We start from the raw sequence: 18,792 nt of genomic DNA, 5'->3' as shown, positions 1-18,792 counted from the left end.
CGGGCGCGCTACAGGATGATGGAGCCGTCCGGCGCCCGCTTCACATGCAGGATGCCCGGCTCCTCCCGCTCCAGCCGGCGCGCCTCGAGTTCCTGCGCCGTGGGCGGCGGCTGGCCGGCCCGTTCGGCTAGCAGGGCGGCGCGCTGCTGCAGCCCTTCGCGTACGGCGGACGCCAGTTCGTCCGGCTGCCACGGCTTGGCGATGAAGCGGAACACGTGGGCGTCGTTGATGGCGCTCATGGCCGTGCTGAACTCGGTCGATCCGCTCAGCATGATGCGCACCGTGTCCGGCGCCATCGCCTTCAGCGCCTGCAGCATGGCGCTGCCGTTCATGTGCGGCATGCGGTAGTCGGCGATGACGAGGTCGAAGTCGCTCAGGCAGACGCGCTCGAGCGCCGTTTGCGGATCGGCATACGCCTCGATCCGCAGTTGCGCCGGCGGCAGCAGCTGGCGCAGCGCGCGTTCGAGCGCGCGCAGCATGTTGGGGTCGTCGTCGACCAGTAAAATCGTGCTCATGGTGTTCCTTTGGCGAGGCGCACCCAGATCGCCAGCCGGCCCTCGCTCTTCGATTCGAAATCCTGCACCTGCTGGATCATGCGCGGGTCGAGCACATGCTCGGCCGGCAGCAGCATCAGGCCGTCGCGGCTGATCAGGTCGCGCGCCAGCACCATGCCCGGCTGCAGCTCGCCCGACAGCACCTCGACCCCGGCGCCCGGATCCTCGACCGTGTAGTCGATGATCTGGCGGAACGCGGCCACCACGGCCGGGTCGTAGCGCTTGCCGGCCGCGTCCATGATCAGCGACTTGGCTTCCTCGGGCCGCAGGTGGCGTTGCACCATGGCGCCCTGTTGCAGGTTGAAATAATCGGCCGCCAGCGCCAGGATGCGCGCGCCGATGGGAATGGCCAGCCCCGAGATCCCGAGCGGGAAACCGTTGCCGTCGAAGCGTTCGAGCTGGGCCCGCAGGATGGCGGCGCTGCCGCGCAAATCCGGCAGCGGCATCAACAGTTGCTCGGCCCGCAGCGGATGCTTGCGGTACTGGCCCAGCGCTTCGCCGTTGAGCAGCGTGAGCGGGGTGGCCAGCATCTCGTCGGTGAAGCCGATCTTGCCGATGTCCTGCAGCAGGGCGGCGATGAACACGTCCTGCGTCTCGCGCACGTCGAGCTTGAGGGCCACGGCCAGCTTGCGGGCCAGGTCGGCCACCTGGCGCGCGTGCCCGGTGAGCTGGCCGCCGCGCAGTTCGACCAGGCTCGACAGCAGCTTGATGGTGGTGATGAAATTGGCCTTGAGCTTGTCGTTGGCGGCCACCGCCGCGTCATGGGCCACCTTGAGCTGGCGCGTGCGCGCCTCGACCTTGGCCTCCAGGTTCTGGTTGAGCGCCTTCAGTTCCTCGTTCTGGCGCAGGGTCAGCTGTTCCAGCCTTTCCTTCTCCAGCTCCAGTTCGCGCCGTTCGAGCGCGTGGCGCACCACCAGCACGATGTCGTTGTCGTCCCACGGCTTGGTGATGTAGCGGTAGATCTCGCCGCAGTTGATGGCGTCCTGGATCGACTGGATGTCCGAATAGCCGGTCAGCAGCAGGCGCAGCACGCCGGGCCAGCGCTGGCGCACCTGGGCCAGGAAGCGGGCGCCGTCCATTTCCGGCATGCGCATGTCGGAGATCACCAGGTCGACCGGCTCCTGCGCCAGCACCTCCAGTCCCTCGGCGCCGCTCTCGGCCGTCAGCACGCGGTAGCCGCGCGGGCGGAACAGCCGGCGCAGCGAGGACAGGATGTTCGGTTCGTCGTCCACGAACAGCAGGGTGGCGCCGGCCGTCTGCATGACGGGCGGACTGTGCGGCAGTGCGGCAGGGGTCATAGGCTCGCTTCCTTGGCTTCCTGGTTTTCCTTGGCGTCGGCGGGGTGGCGGACGGGCAGCGTGACGCGGAAGCAGGTCCCTTTGCCCAGCTCCGTGCTGACCTCGATCTTGCCCTTGTGTTTTTGCACGATACCATAAGCGAGCGACAGGCCCAGCCCTGTTCCCTTGCCGACCGCCTTGGTGGTGAAGAACGGGTCGAAGATGCGCGACAGCGTCTCGGGCGCGATGCCGCTGCCGTTGTCGGCCACCTCCAGCCACACCTGCTCGTCGCCGGTGCCGGTGCGCACCGTGATCCTGCCGCGCTCGGGGCCGATGGCGTGGGCCGCGTTGACCACCAGGTTCATCACCACCTGGTTGATCTGCAGCGGCAGGCATTCGATGTCGGGGATGGCGCCGTACTCCTTGACCACGTCGGCCTTGTACTTGACCTCGTTGCTGACGATGTTGAGCGTCGAGTCGATGCCCTGGTGCAGGTCGGCCCACACCCATTCCTGGTTGGCGTCCACCCGCGAGAAGTCCTTCAGGTCCTGCACGATGTGGCGCACGCGCACGATGCCCTCCTTCGACTCGTCCATCAGCGACGGGATGTCCTCGCGCAGGAAGTCGAGGTCGATCTGCTCGCGCATGGCGCGCACGCGGGCCGCCACCTCGGGCGCCGCGATGCTGGCCTCGGCGTCCTGGTAGGCGGCCAGCATCTCGAACAGCTGGTCCAGATAGCCTTGCAGCGTGCCGAAGTTGGAGAAGATGTAGCCGATCGGGTTGTTGATCTCGTGCGCCACGCCGGCCGCCAGCTGGCCGATCGAGGCCAGCTTTTCCGACTGCACCAGCTGCTGCTGGGCCATCGACAATTGCTCGTTCAGTTGTTCCAGCTCCACGTTGCGCCGACGCAGCTCGGCGTCGGCCAGCTGGCGCTGGCGGATGTCGTCCTCGAGCCGCTCGTTGACCTCGGCCAGCTGGGCGGTGCGCTTCTCGACCACGTTCTCGAGGTTGTCGTGGGCCTTGCGCAGCGCGTTCTCGGCCACCCGGCGCTCGGTCACGTCGCGCAGGGTCTCGATCGCGCCCACCACCTTGCCCTGGCGGTCGCGCAGCGGGGCGGCCGTGAAGTGCAGCCAGTGGCCGCTCTCGCCGATGTTGGGGAAGAAATCCTCGCTCTCGAAGGCGCCTGGGATCAGCGTCGAGCGCTTGTGCTTGCCCAGGTAGTGGCGGTCGATCTCGTCCTCCTCGCCCGAGATGATGAGGTCGGCCAGCAGCGGGCGCTGCTTCGGATAGAACGCCTGCCAGTGGTTCTGCGTGCCCACCATCTCGGCCTTGCTCCAGCCCAGCAGCTGTTCGCAGGCCTTGTTCCAGTGCGTGACCACGTGGTCGGTGTCGATGGCGAAGGTGGCCACCGGGTGGCCGTCGAAGAATTCGGACAGTTCGATGCCGGCGTGGGCCGCGTCGCCGCTGCCGGGTTGCGTATCGAAGTGGGCGTTCATGGTTCTGGGACTCCGTCAGTGGACCAGGATCTGGCACAGATCCTGGAACGTCGATTCCGTCTCCGCGAAAATGGCGAAGCAGGCGGCGTCGCTCAACGCCAGCATACGCCAGGTCGGCAGCGACAGGGGGGGCACCTGGTCGTCCTCCTCGCCGGCCAGGTCGAGCGCGTGGGTCAGCGTGTCGGCCACGTGGATCAGCAGGCCCAGCGACACGGTCGCGCCGGCGTCGGTGTGGTGGTGGCCGGCCACCGCGTCCTGGATCTGGCGCGGGAATTTCCAGTGCGCCGCCAGCGCGCTGCCGACGCGCGCATGGTCGAGGCCGAAGATGGCCTGCTCGGCCACGCCGACGCCGCAGTCGTGCTGGCGGCGGTAGGCCTCCACCGCGTCGTACTCGCGCGGGTAGCCGGTGGCCAGCACCAGCGTGCCCAGGTCGTGCAGCAGGCCGGCCGTGAACGCCGTCTCGGGACTCAGGCGCACCTGGCGGGCCAGCGCGCGCGCGCACACGGCCGTGCCGATGGCGTGGCGCCAGAACGGCTCGAACGCGAAACGGTGGCCCGGGCCGCCCGGCCCCGGCGCGAAGGCGCCCGTGACCGAGCACGCGGTGACCAGCGTGCGGATGCTGTGGAAACCGAGCACGGTGATCGCCTGGCCGATGGTGGTCACCTTGGTCGGCATGCCGTAGAACGAGGAATTGGCCAGCCGCAGCGTCTTGGCCGTGAGCGACTGGTCGAGCGCGATCGTGTCGGCCAGCGCGTGCGGGTCGACGTCGTCCTGCTCGACGGCGGTGAGCAGTTCGGTCACCACGGCCGGCAGCGAGGGCAGGTCGTGCACGCGCTTGATGATCTCGTCCATGGTGGGCATGCTCACTCCCGGTTGCGGTAGTCGGTCAGCAGTTGCAGCAGCGTGGCGTTGGCTTCCTGGCCGCCGCTGTGGCGGAACAGGTGGCGCAGCCGCGCCAGCTGGCGTTCGCGCAGTGCGGCCTGTGCCTCCGGCGCCGCGCCGCCGTCGCCGTCCGCGCCGTCGGCATGCCCGGGCGCGGCCGCCTGCACGACGGTGCAGTGCGCGACGCCGCGCCGGCGCAGGCTGGCCAGCGTGGCGTCCGTGAGGATGGCGCCTTGCGGCAGCAGCACCTTGCCCTGGCCATCGAGCAGGTCGTCGGCCAGCACCATGCCGGCGCCGGCCTGGTCGATGGCGATGCGCGCGTGGGCCGGTCGCGTCATCATGGCGCCTCGCTGCGGCTGAGCGTGATCAGGCTGCCGCGCGACGCCGACAGTTCGCCCATCGGGTACACCACCACGTCGTAGCGCTGGCCGTCGATCACGGTGCGGTGGGCCGGCGCGCCGGCGGCGCCGGCGTCGGGGAACAGCTCCGGCAGCACCACGCCGGCCTCGTTGCCGAGCAGGGCGCCGCTGTGCTGGAACAGGCCGGCGGCGGCGCCGTTGACGAAGGCGATCATGCCGGCGTCGTCCATGCCGATCACGGGCAGCGGCAGGTGCTGCAGCACCTCGTGGGCCACGTTCAGGCTGATCTCGTCGCGGCTGATCTGGCGCTGCTTGAGCAGCAGCAGCTCCTCCATGCGGCGGTTGGCGGCGGCCAGCTCGTGGTTGGCGGTGCGCACCTCCAGGTGCAGGCGCGCGTTGTCGTCGGCGATCTCCTTGATCTGGAACGCCTGCGCGATGTGGCCGCGCAGCAGCTCATCCTCCCACGGCTTGGTGAGGAATTTGTAGATCGCCCCCTCGTTGACGGCGTCCGTGACCGATTGCAGTTCCGTGTAACCGGACAGCATGATGCGTATCGTGTCCGGATACAGCAGCTTGGCCTTGCGCAGGAAGTCGGCGCCCAGCATGCCCGGCATGCGCTGGTCGGACACGATCACGTCCACCGCGTGCTGGGCCAGCAGGTCCAGCCCTTCCTGGCCGCTGTTGGCCGTGTAGATCTGGTAATCGTCGCGGCGCAGCAGGCGCTTGAGCGACGACACGATGTTCTGCTCGTCGTCCACCAGCAGCAGGCTGCGCTTTTGCTTCTGGATGCGCAGCAGGTGCGGCGGCAGCGCGCGCCCCTCGGCCCGCATGGCCAGCAGCGCCTCGGCGGTGACGGGCGGCGCGAAGAAGTGGCCCTGGATCAGGTCGCACATATTGCGGCGCAGGAAGTCGCACTGGGCCTCCGTCTCCACGCCCTCGGCCACCACCTCGATGCCCAGGTGGTGGGCCATGGAGATGATGGTGCGGGCCAGCGAGGCGTCGTCGCTGTCGGTGACGATGTCGCGGATGAACTGGCCTTCGATCTTGACGGCGTCGAACGGGTAGCGCTTCAGATTGCTCAGCGAGGCGTAGCCGGTGCCGAAGTCGTCCAGCGCGAGCCGCACGCCCAGCGCCTTGAGCCGGGCCAGGCTGGCGGCGCCGGCGCCGCTGTCCTGCATCAGGCACGCCTCCGTGATCTCCAGCGTCAGCGACTGCGCCGGCAGGCCGTGCTCGTTGAGGGCGGCGGCCACGGTGCCGGCCAGCAGGTGGTCGCGGAACTGGCGCGGCGAGACGTTGATGGCCACCGGCAGCGGCGCCAGTTGCAGCGCGTGCCAGGCGGCCAGGTCGCGGCAGGCCTGGCGCAGCACCCAGTCGCCGATGGCGTCGGCCAGGCCGGCCCGCTCGGCCACGGGGATGAAGTAGGCCGCCGCCAGCAAGCCCTGGGTCGGATGCTGCCAGCGCACCAGCGCCTCCACGCTGACGATGGCGCCGCTGCGCAGGTCCACCAGCGGCTGGTACAGCAGGCGCAGCTCGTCGCGCGCGATGGCCAGCCGCAGGGCCGACTCCATGCCGATGCGTTCCTGCGTGCGCTGGTTCATTTCCTCGGCGAAGAACTGGTACCTGGCGCCGCCGTGCTCGCGCGCGCGCGACAGCGCCAGGTCGGCGTAGCGCGTCAGGGTGGCGCTGTCGGCCCCGTCCTGCGGGTACAGCGCGATGCCGATGCTGGCGCTCACGTGCACGGGCTGGCCGGCCAGCATGAACGGCTGCGCCAGCGCGACGAACATGTGCTCGCCCACCGGCGTCACGTCGCCGGCGCCGTCCACGGCGCCCAGGATGGCGAGGAACTCATGGTCGCCGAGGCGGGCCAGCGTGTCGTGCTCGCCCATGCATTGCTGCAGGCGCTGGGCGGCGATGGTCAGCATCTGGTCGCCGGCCGCGTGGCCCAGGCTTTCGTTGACCAGCTCGAAGTTGTCCAGCCCCACGCACAGCAGCGCCACCGCGCCCTCGCGCCGGCCCGCTTGCAGCATCGCCTGCTGCAGCCGTTCGTTGAACAGCGCGCGGTTGGGCAGGCCCGTCAGTTCGTCGTGGGTGGACTGGTAGGTGAGGCGTTCCTCTTTTTCCTTGAGCAGGGTGATGTCGTTGAGGATGCCCACGTAATGGGTGACGACGCCATGCTCGTCGGGCACGGGCGCGATCAGCAGGTCGTTCCAGAACAGCGTGCCATCCTTGCGGTAGTTGCGCAGCAGCACGTGGGCATCCTTGCGCTGGCCCAGCGCGTGGCGCAGCGCGGCCAGGCCGGGCTGGTCGCGGTCGCCGTTCTGCAGCAGGCGGCAGTTGCGGCCCATGATGTCCATCGGCGTGTAGCCCGTCATCGCGTAGAAGGCGGGATTGGCGTACATGATGGGGTGGTCGGGCTCGCTGGCGCTGGCGATCAGCACGCCGTTCGAGCAGGCCGCCAGCGCGCGGTTCGACAGTTGCAGCATGTCCTTGAGTTGGCGCCGCTGGGTGATGTCGCTGACCCACCACACCTGGCCGGCCGGCGCGCCGGCGGCGCCGGCCACGTTGTAGCGCGTCACGTGGGTCCACAACAGGGTGTCGCCGTCGGCGCGCCAGCGGACCTCGTTCTTCTGCGCCACGCCGGGCGTGGCCAGCAGCGCGGCCTGGCCGGCCGCGATCAGCTGGTGGTCGGCCTCGGCCAGGAAGTGGCTGTAGTGGCGGCCCTGCAGCGCATCGGCCGTCAGGCCCAGCATCCGGCACAGGTGGGCGTTGACGCGCACGATCACGCCGTCGCGGTCGAGGTAGACGATGCCGACCGGCGCCTGCTCGACCGCCCATTGCAGCTGCGCGCCGGCGCCGTCCGGCGGCGGCGCGTCCAGTGGCGAGGTGGCGGGCTGGTCGTGCAAATCCATCAGGCGTACCTATCGTAATGAAAGCCCTGTAGACAAAAACTTAATGAACGGGCGCAATCGATTATAAGGCCAAGGCCGGCGCGGACGGTGGGCGGGCGGGAAGTTTTTTCGCCCGGACTGAACGGCGCGCGGTGTTGTTGTGGTTGGTGATAATTTGCGGTGACGCTGGTAATTTCCCGCTTGATAGTTGCTACAATCAAACTGCCACATGCCATCCGGCGCGTCCGCCACCGGGCCTGGAGCAGAGCTACATCATGGCCGTGCCGCGCAGGACAGGCATGATTTGCCAGCAGGTTGCTAACGAGTGTGAAAGGGAACATCTCTATGACACAGGCATGGGTAGAGCTAACGCGGCCCGACGGGCGCGACGTGACGGCCCCCACCGAGGCGCAGCTGGTGGCCGCGCTGGCCGACGTCTACAGTGGCAAGACGGCCGGGCCGGACGGTGGGCCGGGCACGGCCGTGCTGCGCTTTGGCTACGACGACGGCTTGATGTATGCGCTGGAGGTGGCCTGCGGCGGCGACGTGCGGTTCGAGGAATGGTCGGACCGCGACTGCGAGATCGCGCTGGCCAACCCGCGCCACATGCGGGCCTTGCCCCAGTCCGACGCTTTGCAGCTGTGGCGCTGGCTGGCCCTGCGCCAGGTGGCCAAGATCCGCAGCCAGCCGTGGTTGTCGGACGGCTAGCGGCCGCGCCGCCCCATGCGCGGCAGGTTTGATCTGGCGCAAGACGGCGTTCGCGCACCCTCCTAGACTGGTGCATTTATAACAACACCAGGAGGGGAGCATGGAGCGCAAGCGCGTGGCCGTCGTGACGGGCGGCATGGGGGGATTGGGGACGGCCGTGTGCCACCGGCTGTACCGGGCCGGCTACGCCGTGGCCGCCACTTATTCGCCGGGCAACCGCGACTTCCAGCGCTGGATCGAGGAGCGCAAGGACGAAGGCCTGCGCTGCCGCGCCTACCAGGTGGACGTGGCCGATTTCGACGATTGCGCGCGCGCCGTGGCCCGCATCGGCGCGGAGCTGGGCGGGGTCGATGTGCTGGTCAACAACGCCGGCATCACGCGCGACCAGAGTTTGCGCAAGATGAGCCAGGAGGACTGGCACGCCGTGCTGCGCACCAATCTCGACAGCGTGTTCAACATGAGCAAGCAGGTGCTCGACGGCATGCTCGAGCGGCGCTGGGGCCGCATCATCAATATTTCCTCCGTCAACGGCCAGCAGGGCGCCTTCGGCCAGTGCAACTACGCGGCGTCCAAGGCCGGTGTGCACGGGCTGACCAAGGCGCTGGCGCTGGAGGTGGCGCGCCACGGCGTCACCGTCAACACGGTCGCGCCCGGCTACCTGCGCACGCGCATGGTGGAGGCCGTGCCGGCCGAGGTGATGGAACAGAAGATCCTGCCGCGCATCCCCGTCGCCCGCTTGGGCGAGCCGGACGAGGTGGCGGCCCTGGTCGCCTATCTGGCGTCGGACGAGGCGGCGTTCATGACGGGGGCGGAGATCGCCATCAACGGCGGCCAGCACATGCGCTAGTTCGTTTCGATCAGCCTGTGGCGTCGCGCTAGCGGTGCGGCTTTTCCTCGCGCGTCTGGCAGGCGATGCACAGGCGCGCTTCCGGGCGCGCGTTCAGGCGCGAGTAGCCGATCGGTTCGCCGCACGTCTCGCACAAGCCGTAGCTGCCATCGTTGAACTTGGCCAGCGCGTGGCGCACCACCTGCAAATGGCGGGCCGTGTGTTCGGCCGCCTCGTGCACCAGCTCATTGAGCGTGCGGTTGCTGGCGTTGTCGGCCGGCGACGCTTCCACTTCCAGCACGGGCGGGGCCAGCACGTCGGCGCCGGGATCGAGGTCGTCGGCCAGCTGGCCCAGCAGGTCCAGCCGGGCTTGTTCAAGCCGCGCTTGCAGGGCCGCGTATTGTTCCTGTTCCAGACCGTTCATGACCGCCTCGCTGGCTGATGGACAAAGGCGCGCCTGCGCTGGTCGCGCGGGTTCGCGTCCGATCCATTGTACTGCAATCGCCGCGGTGCGGTGGCCCCGGTTCCCGCCGCGCGCGCGGTGTCAGACCGGCGGCGCGGCGGGCGGTTGGTGCAGGTCGGCCAGGTGCTGCCTGATCTTCTCCATCGGCGCGGCCAGATGTTCGGGCGCGCCGCTGGCGACGGCCGCGCCCAGTTGCAGCAGCTCGGCGGCCAGGTCGATCAGGTCGCGCAGGCGGTCCAGCGTGCGGATGCGCTCGGCCGCCTGCGTCGTCAACGCCAACAGTTGCTGCTGGGCGCCGGCCAGGCCGGCGGCCGCCAGCACGGCCGCGTCCAGATACAAGCCGTTGGCGCGCTGGCGCAATGCCACCTCATTTTCGAACAGCGCCTGCGCCGCTCCTTGCGACAAACCGTGGTCGATCGATGGCCCGCGTGCGGGCGGCGCGGTGGCCGGGCCCGGTGTGGTGGACGTGGCGGACGTGGCGGCACGGATGGCTTTCATCAGGCGCGCGTGCAGCGCGTCGGCGCAAGCCGACAGTTGCTCGGCCAGTGCTTCGATGTCGCGCGCGCCGGGCGGCGGGGGAAGAACGGTGGACATGGGGACTCCTTGCGCGTGGGAGGGTGGTGGGCATGGTGGGCGTAGGGGAATGATGGGCGCGGACGGCGGCGCACCGGGGGCGGACGGCCGGGCGCCTGCAGGCTCAGGGCGCCGGCGTGGCTGGCGCTGGCAGGGCGGGCGCCGCCGCGTCGTCCAACGGCTGGCTGGCGCGCGGCGCTGCGCTGGCCTGTGCCGGGCTGGGGGCGGCCGCCTCGCCGGGCAGTTCGAACCGGGCCAGCAGCATCTTGTGACCGGCCGCGATCGCGTCGATGTCGCGGGCCGTGAGCGCCAGCCGGCGGCCGATCAACCGGTATTCGCTGCGCAGCGCGCGCAGCTGCACTGTGGCCAGCGTGGCCAGCAGGCGCTGGTCGGGCGTGTTGCGGTATGGGATGTTCACTTCCAGCAGGCCCGTGACGATGGCTTGCTCGTTGTCATTGCTGCCGGCATAGGCGCGCAGCAGGATGCGCATGGCGTCCAGCAGGTCCTGCAGCGGCGCGTCGCCCGCCTGCACCAGCTCGCGCACGGCCCGCTCCTGGTAGCGGCTGCCGACGGCGTGCGCCAGCAGCCGGGTCAGCCCGGCATAGGCGTTCACGTGGCGGTCGTCCAGCCCGCTGTCGGGCCAGGCCTTGATGGCCGTGCCGGCCGACTTGACCTGGTCTTCCAGGTCGTACTGGTTGTCGCCGGCCAGCGTGCCCAGCGTCTGCAGGTACAGCTGCACGCCGCGGCCGATGCGCAGGAAGTCGGCGCTGGCGGCGCGCCGGGCCGCATCCTGCGCGCGCGCGCGGACGTCCGCCTCCGGGCTCAGGTACGGTTGCTCGCGCGCGTAGGTGTCGCGGTAGCGTTCGGTCAGGTCGTGCCACGCGCCCAGCTTGGCCGACGCGGCCGCCAGGTCGCGCACTTGCGCCATGCGCGCCGTGCTGCTGGCGCAGCCGCCCAGCGTGGCGGCCAGCGACAGTGCCAGCATCAAATGGGACCAGCGGGACAGGTGGGACAGGCTGAGCAGGCGGAGCAGGCGGAGCAGGCGGAACAGGCTGAGCAGGCGGAACAGGCCGGCGGGCAGGGGCGGGCGCAGCGGTTTCATATGGTCCTTTCGCGGGGAGCGTCGGGACTATTGTTGTGCTACAACTGGCGCACGATATTGCGGAGACGCAAGTTCAAGCTCAGGCCGTGAGGGCGGCGCGCCAGTCCAGGCCGGCGGCGGTGTCGCCCAGCGGCACGTATTCGCAGCCGATCCAGCCCCGGTAGCCCAGCTCGTCGAGCAGGCGGAACAGGAAGCGGTAGTTGATCTCGCCCGTGCCCGGCTCGTGGCGGCCCGGCGTGTCGGCCAGTTGCATGTGGCCGATCAGTCGCAGGTTGGCGCGGATGGTGTTGGCCAGTTCGCCCTCCATGCGCTGCATGTGGTAGATGTCGTATTGCAGGAAGATGTTGTCGCAACCGCTGGCGGCGATCAGTTCGCGCGCCTGCCAGCTGTGGTTGAGGAAATAGCCGGGGATGTCGAAATGGTTGATCGGCTCGATCATCAGCGCGATGCGGCGCTGGCGGCACTGGGCCGATGCGTAGCGCAAATTGTCCAGGTAGGTGTCGCGCGCGCGGGCCGGGTCCAGATCGGGCGGGACGATGCCGGCCATGCAGTGCAGGCGCGGCGTGCCCAGTTTGGTCGCGTAGTCCAGGCCCAGCGCCACGCCGGCGCGGAATTCCTCGATGCGGCGCGGATCGCAGGCCATGCCACGGTCGCCGGCCGCCCAGTCGCCCGGCGGCAGGTTGTGCAGCACCAGTTGCAGCTGATGGCGGCGCAGGCGCTCGGCGATCTGCTGCGCGTCGAACGCATAGGGGAACAGGAACTCGACACCGTCGAAGCCGGCCTCGCGGGCCAGCGCGAAGCGGTCCAGGAATGGCGCTTCGGTGAACAACATGGACAGGTTGGCGGCGAACTGGGGCATAAGGACTTCCGTATAAAAAAAACCGGGGTCAGGTCCGGTGGACCTGACCCCGGTGGGGACAGTTAGCGGCCGCGGCCGCCGGAGCGGTGCTGGGCGGCCGAGCGCGAGGCGCCCGGACGGCCACCACCACCGCCGGCACCGGCACCGCCGCCGGCGCCGCGCGGCTTGGCGCCGCCGCCGGTCTTGACGCGGACCACCTGGCCGCCGCCACCGCCGCCGCCGCCGCTGCGCTGGCCGCCACCGCTGCGCTGGCCGCCGTTGCGGTGGCCGGGGCCGCCGCTGCGCAGCTGGATCGGCTGCGCGCGCGCGTTCGGATCAGGCTCGAAGCCGGGGATCACGGCGCGCGGCAGGGTTTGCTTGATGAGCTTCTCGATGTCCTTCAGCATGTCGTGCTCGTCCACGCACACCAGCGACACGGCTTCGCCCGTGGCGCCGGCGCGGCCGGTGCGGCCGATGCGGTGCACATAGTCTTCCGGAATGTTGGGCAGGTCGTAGTTGACCACGTGCGGCAACTGGTCGATGTCGATGCCGCGCGCGGCGATGTCGGTCGCCACCAGCACCTGCAGCTTGTTGTCCTTGAAATCGGACAGCGCCTTGGTGCGCGCCGACTGGCTCTTGTTGCCGTGGATGGCCATGGCGCCGATGCCGTCGCCGCCCAGCTGTTCGACCAGCTTGTTGGCGCCGTGCTTGGTGCGCGTGAACACCAGCACCTGGTGCCAGTTGTTGCTCTTGATCAGGTGGGCCAGCATCGGGTGCTTCTTGTCGCGGTCGACCGGGTGGATCTTCTGCGCGATCACTTCCACCGTCGAATTGCGGCGCGCCACCTCGATGGTGGCCGGCTTGTTCAGCAGGCCGTCGGCCAGCGCCTTGATCTCGTCGGAGAAGGTGGCCGAGAACAGCAGGTTCTGGCGCTTGGACGGCAGCGCGGCCAGCACCTTGCGGATGTCGCGGATGAAGCCCATGTCGAGCATGCGGTCGGCCTCGTCGAGGATCAGGATCTCGATCTTCGACAGGTCGACCGTGCGCTGCTCCATGTGGTCGAGCAGGCGGCCCGGGGTGGCCACCAGGATGTCGACGCCGTGCTTCAGTTGCTTGATCTGCGGGTTGATGCCCACGCCGCCGAAGATCACGGTGGAGTTGAGCTTGGTGTACTTGCCGTACACGCGCACGCTTTCCTCGACCTGGGCCGCCAGTTCGCGGGTCGGGGTCAGGATCAGCGCGCGGATCGGACGTTGCGACGTGTTGCCGGTCATGGCCGCGCCGTTGGCGTCGGTCGACAGGCGGTGCAGCACGGGCAGGGTGAAGCCGGCCGTCTTGCCGGTGCCGGTCTGGGCGCCGGCCAGCAGGTCGCCGCCGTTCAATACGGCAGGGATCGCCTGCGCCTGGATCGGGGTCGGGGTGGTGTAACCCGCTTCGGTTACTGCGCGGACGATAGCGTCGGACAAACCGAGTTTGGAAAAGGACATGGTAACGCTTTATATAAGGATCGGCCTGTCGCCATGGATGGCGCCAGTCGCAGGCAATCGGATTAGGTCAGACAGCGGCAGAGGACTGGTCAGGGCGCCGCTGGCCGGAGTATAACAGCATCCTTCGCCGATTGTTTCGCCACGGAAACGAAAAAGGGAGCAAATGCTCCCTTTTTTTTGTAACAAAACTTCTAATTTCCGGCCGGGAGGCCGTCAGCTCAGATAAACGGGGTCAGCAGACCGACCATCTGGCCGAAGATCTTCGGGCTGGCGGCGATGATGTCGCCCTTGTACAGGTAGTCCGATTCGCCGCTGAACTCGCCAACGATGCCGCCGGCCTCCGTCACCATCAGCGCGCCGGCCGCGATGTCCCACGGCTTTAGGCCCTTCTCATAGAAGCCGTCGAGGCGGCCGGCGGCCACGTAGGCCAGGTCCAGCGCGGCGCTGCCGGGGCGGCGCACGCCGTGGCAGCGCTCGGCCATGATGGCGTACATCTTCAGGTATTCGTCGAGCGCCTTGGCCGAGCCGGCCACGTAGCCGGTCGACAGCAGGGCGTTGGCCAGGCGGTCGAGCTTGGTGACGCGGATGCGCTTGTCGTTCAGGTAGGCGCCGGCGCCCTTGGTGGCCGTGAACAGGTCGTTGCGCACCGGGTCGTAGATGACGGCCTGGGTGATCACGCCGCGCTGCGACAGCGCGATCGAGATCGAGTACTGGGGGAAGCCGTGCATGAAGTTGGTGGTGCCATCGAGCGGGTCGATGATCCAGGTGAATTCACTCTCGTCGTTGGCGTTCTTGGACGGGCCCGATTCCTCGGCCAGGAAGGCGTGGTCGGGATAGGCTTTCGACAGCACTTCAATGATGGCCTGTTCGGCGGCCTGGTCGACATCGGTGACGAAATCGTTATGTTGTTTCTCGGTCACAGTGACGCGATCGAGGTCGAAGGAGGCGCGGTTGATGACGGCGGCGCCGCGGCGGGCGGCCTTGATCGCCGTGTTGAGCATTGGGTGCATGTAAGCTTTTCCGTTAAAAGAACGCCACCGCCCGCCCGGACTACACGGTTCCGGCGGCACGATGGGGTACAAGAATGAATTAAAGAGCGAAGCGGCGGCGACAGGGTAAAATCCGGGGTTGCGGGCCGCCTTGGTGGCAAGCTTGCAAGATTGAATTTTTTGTATCGGAACCGCGCGATAGCGCTATTTTAAATGAACCTGCCCGAAATCAACACGACTCTTTTTCACCGGCTGCGATTTATTCTTGTCCAGACCAGCCGGGCGGGCAATATCGGGGCCGTGGCCCGGGCCATGAAGACCATGGGCTTCACCGAGCTGGTGCTGGTGGCGCCCCGTTTCGAGGGCATGCTGGAGGACCCGGAGGCGGTCGCCTTCGCCAGCGGCGCGCTCGACATCCTGCAGGGCGCGCGCGTGGTGGCCACCATGGCCGAGGCGCTGGACGGCATCAACTTCGCGGCCGCCGTGTCGGCCCGGCTGCGTGAATATTCGCCGCCCGTGCTCACGCCGCGCGAGCTGGCCGGCCAGCTGGTGGCCAACGGCGAGCTGCGCGCGGCCGTTATTTTCGGCAATGAACGTTTCGGCCTGCCCAACGAGGTGGTGGCCCAGTGCAATGCGCTGATCAATATCCCGGCCAATCCCGACTACTCCTCGCTCAACCTGTCGCAGGCGGCCCAGGTGCTGGCCTACGAATGCCGGATGGCGGCGCTGGACGGCCAGCGCGCGGCCACCGAGGTGGGCTTCCAGGGCGAGGCGGCCAGCCTGGCCCAGATCGAGGGCATGTACAGCCATCTCGAACAGGCGCTGGTGGAGATCGGCTTCCTCGACGCCGGCAACCCGCGCAAGCTGATGCCGCGCCTGAAGCGGCTGTTCTCGCGGGCCGGACTGGAAACGGAGGAGGTCAACATCCTGCGCGGCATCGCCCGCCGGATGGCGGACGTGGCCCAGGGCAAGGGCGCGCGCCGGCGCTGATGCGCCACCAAACCGGGGTCAGGTCATGCCATCAAGCATTTTTGCGCGCAAAAATGCTTGATGGCATGACCTGACCCCGGTTTATCGCGGCTCAAAAATGCTTGATGGCATGACCTGACCCCGGTTTATCGCGGCTTGGGCTAGGCCACGTCGAACGGCGCGCCCGTTCCGGCGTAGATCTGCTCCATCGCCCGCCGTTCTCGGCCGACGATGGTCGTGACGAACTGTTCGGCCTGCTTCATGCGCTTGAAGGCCGTGAAGCCGCGTTCCAGAAACTGCTGCAGGTCGCCCAGCCCGGCCAGCTTGGCCGGCCCGCGCATCATGTGCAGCGTGGCGTTCAGGAATGGCACGCGCACCAGCTCGCACAGCGACAGGCCCAGCGCCTGCACCAGCGCCAGCTGGCGTGTGCGGTCGGGCGCCGTGGTGCAGGCGCGGTAGGCGGCCACGTAGTCGTCGAGGCCGAACCGCGGCCCCAGCTGGCGCGCCATGGCCGTGTCCAGCCGCTCCGACAGGGCGTCGAGCACGATCGCTTCCGTGATGGTCTGCAAGGCGTTCACCGGCAACAGCCGTTGCATGGTGGGGATGATGCGCTCAAGGTCGGCGTCGCGCTGGCTCAGGTCGTGCGCGCCGTACAGCTCCTCCAGGAAGAACAGCGCGGCCTCGCGCGAATTGGGCGCGGCCAGCAGGTCGGCGTGGGTGGTGGCCAGCCGCTGCGACTGGAATTGCTTGAGCGCCGTGCGGGCCGCCAGCAGGCCCGGATCGCGCCTGGCGCCTTGCCGCTCGGCCTGCACGGCATGCAGTTGTTGCTGCAAGGTTTGGACCAATTCTTCTTTCTTCATGACACCGTTTTACCAGAAGCGGGTAGACGCGGCACTCTATTTTTCCCTTCAAAATCAAGCTTGCCTTTGACGTACACTAGAAAAATAGGCCATCAGCCACATTAAAAAACCAGAACTGGATGGAGACAATGACCACTTCCCGCAGATCGTTCCTGAAGATCGGCATCATCGGCGCGGTGACGCTGGCCGCCGGCGGCGCGCTGTACCGCGCCATGCAGGGGCCGGCCCGGCCGCGCGCGTTCGCGCTCGACGACAACGCGCGCGCCGTGCTGACGGCGATCATCCCGTCGATGGTGGGCCCGGTGTTGCCGGAGGCGCCGGCCGCGCGCGCCGCCGCCATCGCCGGCACGGTCGAGCGCGTGGCCGGCGCCGTGCATGGCTTGCCGCTGGCCACCCAGAAGGAGGTGCAGGACCTGTTCGGCCTGCTGTCGCTGGGACCGGCGCGCCGCTTCCTGGCCGGCGTGCCGGCCAGCTGGAACGAGGCCACCACGGCCCAGGTCGACGCCTTCCTGCAAAGCTGGCAGCACCACCGCATCGCCATGCTGGTCACGGCCTACCAGGCCCTGCATGACCTGATCGCCGGTGCCTGGTATTCCGATCCCGCGCACTGGGATGCGATCGGCTATCCCGGCCCGATCAAGGAATTGAGCTGAACCGTCCGCCACCTTTCTGGAAGTCGCAATGATCAAAACGAACATCCCCCTGACGCCCGCCACGGGCCCGATTCCCGATCCCATCCAGGCCGGCCTGGCCGCCGGCTGGGACGTCACCGATTGCGCCCAGCTCGACGCCGACCGCACGCTGGAGGCCGACGTGGTCATCGTCGGCAGCGGCGCCGGCGGCGGTGTCACGGCCGAGATCCTCACGCTGGCCGGCCTCAAGGTGCTGATCGTGGAGGAGGGCGCGCTCAAGTCGTCGCGCGACTTCAAGATGCGCGAGTCGGACGCCTATCCGGCGCTGTACCAGGAGTCGGGCGCGCGCAAGACGCGCGACAAGGGCATCAACATCCTGCAGGGGCGCACGGTGGGCGGCACCACGGTCGTCAACTGGACCACCAGCTTCCGCACCCCGCCCGGCACGCTCAATTACTGGACCGAGCATTTCGGCCTCAAGAGCTACACGCCCGAGGCGCTGGCGCCGTGGTTCGCCATGATGGAGGAGCGGCTCAGCATCCACGAATGGGGCACGGCGCCCAACGCCAACAACGACCTGCTGCGCCAGGGCGCGGCCAAGCTGGGCATCCCCACGGCCACCATCCACCGCAACGTCAACGGTTGCTGGAACCTCGGCTACTGCGGCATGGGCTGCCCCACCAACGCCAAGCAGTCGATGCTGGTGACGACCCTGCCGTCGGCGCTCAAGCGCGGCGCCGTGCTGCTCACGCGCGTGCGCGCCGAGCGCTTCCAGTTCAAGGGCGGGCGCGTCGAGCAGCTCGACTGCGTGGCGCTGGACGCGGCGGGCCTGGCGCCCACCGGCCGCAAACTGACGCTGCGCGCCAAGCACTTCGTGCTGGCCGGCGGCGCCATCAATTCTCCGGCCCTGCTGATGCGCTCGGCCGCGCCCGATCCGCACGGCCTGCTGGGCAAACGCACCTTCCTGCACCCGACCATCATCTCGGCCGGCCTGTTCGAGCAGCGCGTCGACGGCTACGCGGGCGCGCCGCAGTCCGTGTATTCGGACCACTTCCTGCACACGGGCCCCATCGACGGTCCGGTCGGCTACAAGCTGGAGGCGCCGCCGCTGCATCCGGTGCTGCTGTCGTCCACCATGCCCGGCTTCGGCGCGCGCCACGCCGACATGATGCGCCAGTTCCCGCACCTGCAAGGCATGCTGGCGCTGCTGCGCGACGGTTTCCATCCCGAATCGGTGGGCGGCGCCGTCATGCTCAACAGCGATGGCTCGCCCGTGCTCGATTATCCGATCACCGATTTCCTGTGGGACGGCGTGCGCCGCTCGCTGCTCACCATGGCCGAGGTCCAGTTCGCGGCCGGGGCCAAGCGCGTCGCGCCCGTGCACGAGCTGGCCGGCAGCTACACCAGCTGGGACGCGGCCAAGCAGGCCATCAACAACCTGCCGTACAAGGTGTTGCAGGCCAAGGTGGTGTCGGCCCACGTGATGGGCGGCTGCACGCTGTCGGACGACGAGCGGCTGGGCGTGGTGGGGGCCGATGGCCGCTACCATGGCGTGAGCAACCTGTCGGTGCACGACGGCTCGCTGTTCCCGACCTCGATCGGCGCCAATCCGCAGTTGTCGATCTACGGCATCACGGCGCGGCTGGCCAGCGCGCTGGCGCAGCAGCTGACGGGCAAGCCGGCGCCGCGCGCCAGCGCGTGAGCGAACGGCGCGCCGCCCTATGCATAGGGTCTGACCCCGTGGGGTCACGTGAGCGAACGGCGCGCCGCCCTATGCATAGGGTCTGACCCCGTGGGGTCAGACCCTGGTTTTCCTGGCTGCGCGGAATGGCGGAGAATGAAACCAGGGTCAGACCCAAGGGTCAGACCCTCTGCTGCGCTCCGCTGCT

The 18,792-nt window shown here is 68.6% G+C and carries 18 protein-coding genes; 5 read left to right on the top strand and 13 right to left on the bottom strand.

The window, feature by feature from the left end:
• Positions 1–8: 8 nt before the first annotated feature.
• Genes AC1RQG_RS12655 through AC1RQG_RS12630 form a run of 6 tightly spaced genes read right to left on the bottom strand, consistent with a single transcriptional unit; the run spans position 9 to position 7,477 of the window.
• The gene (locus tag AC1RQG_RS12655; RefSeq protein ID WP_493131790.1) at positions 9–515 is read right to left on the bottom strand and encodes a response regulator; all 507 of its coding nucleotides are present in this window, start codon (positions 513–515) and stop codon (positions 9–11) included.
• Positions 512–1,852, bottom strand: a complete 1,341-nt coding sequence (gene nosR, locus AC1RQG_RS12650; RefSeq protein ID WP_493131788.1) for a response regulator c-di-GMP phosphodiesterase, NosR family — start codon at positions 1,850–1,852, stop codon at positions 512–514. The genes AC1RQG_RS12655 and nosR overlap by 4 nt, the downstream gene beginning before the upstream one ends.
• On the bottom strand, positions 1,849–3,327 hold the full coding sequence (locus AC1RQG_RS12645; protein WP_493131786.1) for an ATP-binding protein: 1,479 nt from the start codon (positions 3,325–3,327) through the stop codon (positions 1,849–1,851). Before AC1RQG_RS12645 ends, nosR begins: the two co-directional genes overlap by 4 nt.
• Before the next feature lie 15 nt (positions 3,328–3,342).
• On the bottom strand, positions 3,343–4,188 hold the full coding sequence (locus AC1RQG_RS12640) for an HDOD domain-containing protein (protein WP_493131784.1): 846 nt from the start codon (positions 4,186–4,188) through the stop codon (positions 3,343–3,345).
• A gap of 2 nt (positions 4,189–4,190) precedes the next feature.
• A complete protein-coding gene (locus tag AC1RQG_RS12635; RefSeq protein ID WP_493131782.1) occupies positions 4,191–4,550 on the bottom strand; it encodes a hypothetical protein in 360 nt (119 codons plus the stop codon).
• Positions 4,547–7,477, bottom strand: coding sequence for an EAL domain-containing protein (locus AC1RQG_RS12630; protein ID WP_493131780.1), 2,931 nt, complete (start codon positions 7,475–7,477; stop codon positions 4,547–4,549). Before AC1RQG_RS12630 ends, AC1RQG_RS12635 begins: the two co-directional genes overlap by 4 nt.
• A gap of 324 nt (positions 7,478–7,801) precedes the next feature.
• Between AC1RQG_RS12630 and AC1RQG_RS12625 the strand changes: the two genes are divergently transcribed.
• Together AC1RQG_RS12625 and phbB are read left to right on the top strand one after the other, a co-directional pair.
• Positions 7,802–8,164 carry a hypothetical protein gene (locus AC1RQG_RS12625; protein WP_493131778.1) on the top strand — a complete coding sequence of 121 codons (363 nt, stop codon included), beginning with the start codon at positions 7,802–7,804 and terminating at the stop codon, positions 8,162–8,164.
• 100 nt (positions 8,165–8,264) lie between these two features.
• Positions 8,265–9,011 carry an acetoacetyl-CoA reductase gene (gene phbB, locus AC1RQG_RS12620; protein ID WP_493131776.1) on the top strand — a complete coding sequence of 249 codons (747 nt, stop codon included), beginning with the start codon at positions 8,265–8,267 and terminating at the stop codon, positions 9,009–9,011.
• Between the two features lie 28 nt (positions 9,012–9,039).
• Here phbB and AC1RQG_RS12615 read toward each other — a convergent pair whose 3' ends face one another.
• From AC1RQG_RS12615 to AC1RQG_RS12590, 6 genes are all read right to left on the bottom strand, one after another.
• Complete coding sequence (locus tag AC1RQG_RS12615) at positions 9,040–9,414, bottom strand: TraR/DksA family transcriptional regulator (RefSeq protein ID WP_493131774.1); 375 nt, start codon at positions 9,412–9,414, stop codon at positions 9,040–9,042.
• Positions 9,415–9,534: 120 nt separating this feature from the next.
• Entirely contained in the window at positions 9,535–10,047 is a 513-nt protein-coding gene (locus AC1RQG_RS12610; RefSeq protein ID WP_493131772.1) for a hypothetical protein, read from the bottom strand.
• Between the two features lie 103 nt (positions 10,048–10,150).
• Entirely contained in the window at positions 10,151–11,128 is a 978-nt protein-coding gene (locus tag AC1RQG_RS12605; protein WP_493131770.1) for a hypothetical protein, read from the bottom strand.
• A 79-nt stretch (positions 11,129–11,207) separates the two neighbouring features.
• Positions 11,208–11,987 (bottom strand): hydroxypyruvate isomerase, encoded by a 780-nt coding sequence (gene hyi, locus AC1RQG_RS12600; RefSeq protein ID WP_493131769.1) that lies wholly within the window; start codon positions 11,985–11,987, stop codon positions 11,208–11,210.
• Positions 11,988–12,049: 62 nt separating this feature from the next.
• A complete protein-coding gene (locus AC1RQG_RS12595; protein WP_493131767.1) occupies positions 12,050–13,453 on the bottom strand; it encodes a DEAD/DEAH box helicase in 1,404 nt (467 codons plus the stop codon).
• A 218-nt stretch (positions 13,454–13,671) separates the two neighbouring features.
• A complete protein-coding gene (locus tag AC1RQG_RS12590) occupies positions 13,672–14,454 on the bottom strand; it encodes an inositol monophosphatase family protein (RefSeq protein WP_493131950.1) in 783 nt (260 codons plus the stop codon).
• 201 nt (positions 14,455–14,655) lie between these two features.
• Between AC1RQG_RS12590 and AC1RQG_RS12585 the strand changes: the two genes are divergently transcribed.
• Complete coding sequence (locus tag AC1RQG_RS12585; protein ID WP_493131765.1) at positions 14,656–15,432, top strand: RNA methyltransferase; 777 nt, start codon at positions 14,656–14,658, stop codon at positions 15,430–15,432.
• Between the two features lie 140 nt (positions 15,433–15,572).
• Here the strand turns inward: AC1RQG_RS12585 and AC1RQG_RS12580 are convergent, their stop codons facing one another.
• The gene (locus AC1RQG_RS12580; RefSeq protein WP_493131763.1) at positions 15,573–16,271 is read right to left on the bottom strand and encodes a DUF8198 family protein; all 699 of its coding nucleotides are present in this window, start codon (positions 16,269–16,271) and stop codon (positions 15,573–15,575) included.
• 128 nt (positions 16,272–16,399) lie between these two features.
• Between AC1RQG_RS12580 and AC1RQG_RS12575 the strand changes: the two genes are divergently transcribed.
• The gene (locus tag AC1RQG_RS12575; RefSeq protein ID WP_493131761.1) at positions 16,400–16,924 is read left to right on the top strand and encodes a hypothetical protein; all 525 of its coding nucleotides are present in this window, start codon (positions 16,400–16,402) and stop codon (positions 16,922–16,924) included.
• A 28-nt stretch (positions 16,925–16,952) separates the two neighbouring features.
• Positions 16,953–18,605: a GMC family oxidoreductase gene (locus AC1RQG_RS12570; RefSeq protein WP_493131760.1), complete on the top strand. Its 1,653-nt coding sequence runs from the start codon at positions 16,953–16,955 to the stop codon at positions 18,603–18,605.
• The last annotated feature ends 187 nt before the right edge of the window (positions 18,606–18,792 follow it).

The organism is Rugamonas sp. GW822-FHT03B10 (genome assembly GCF_058801745.1).
This window is presented reverse-complemented; position numbering and strand designations above follow the sequence as displayed.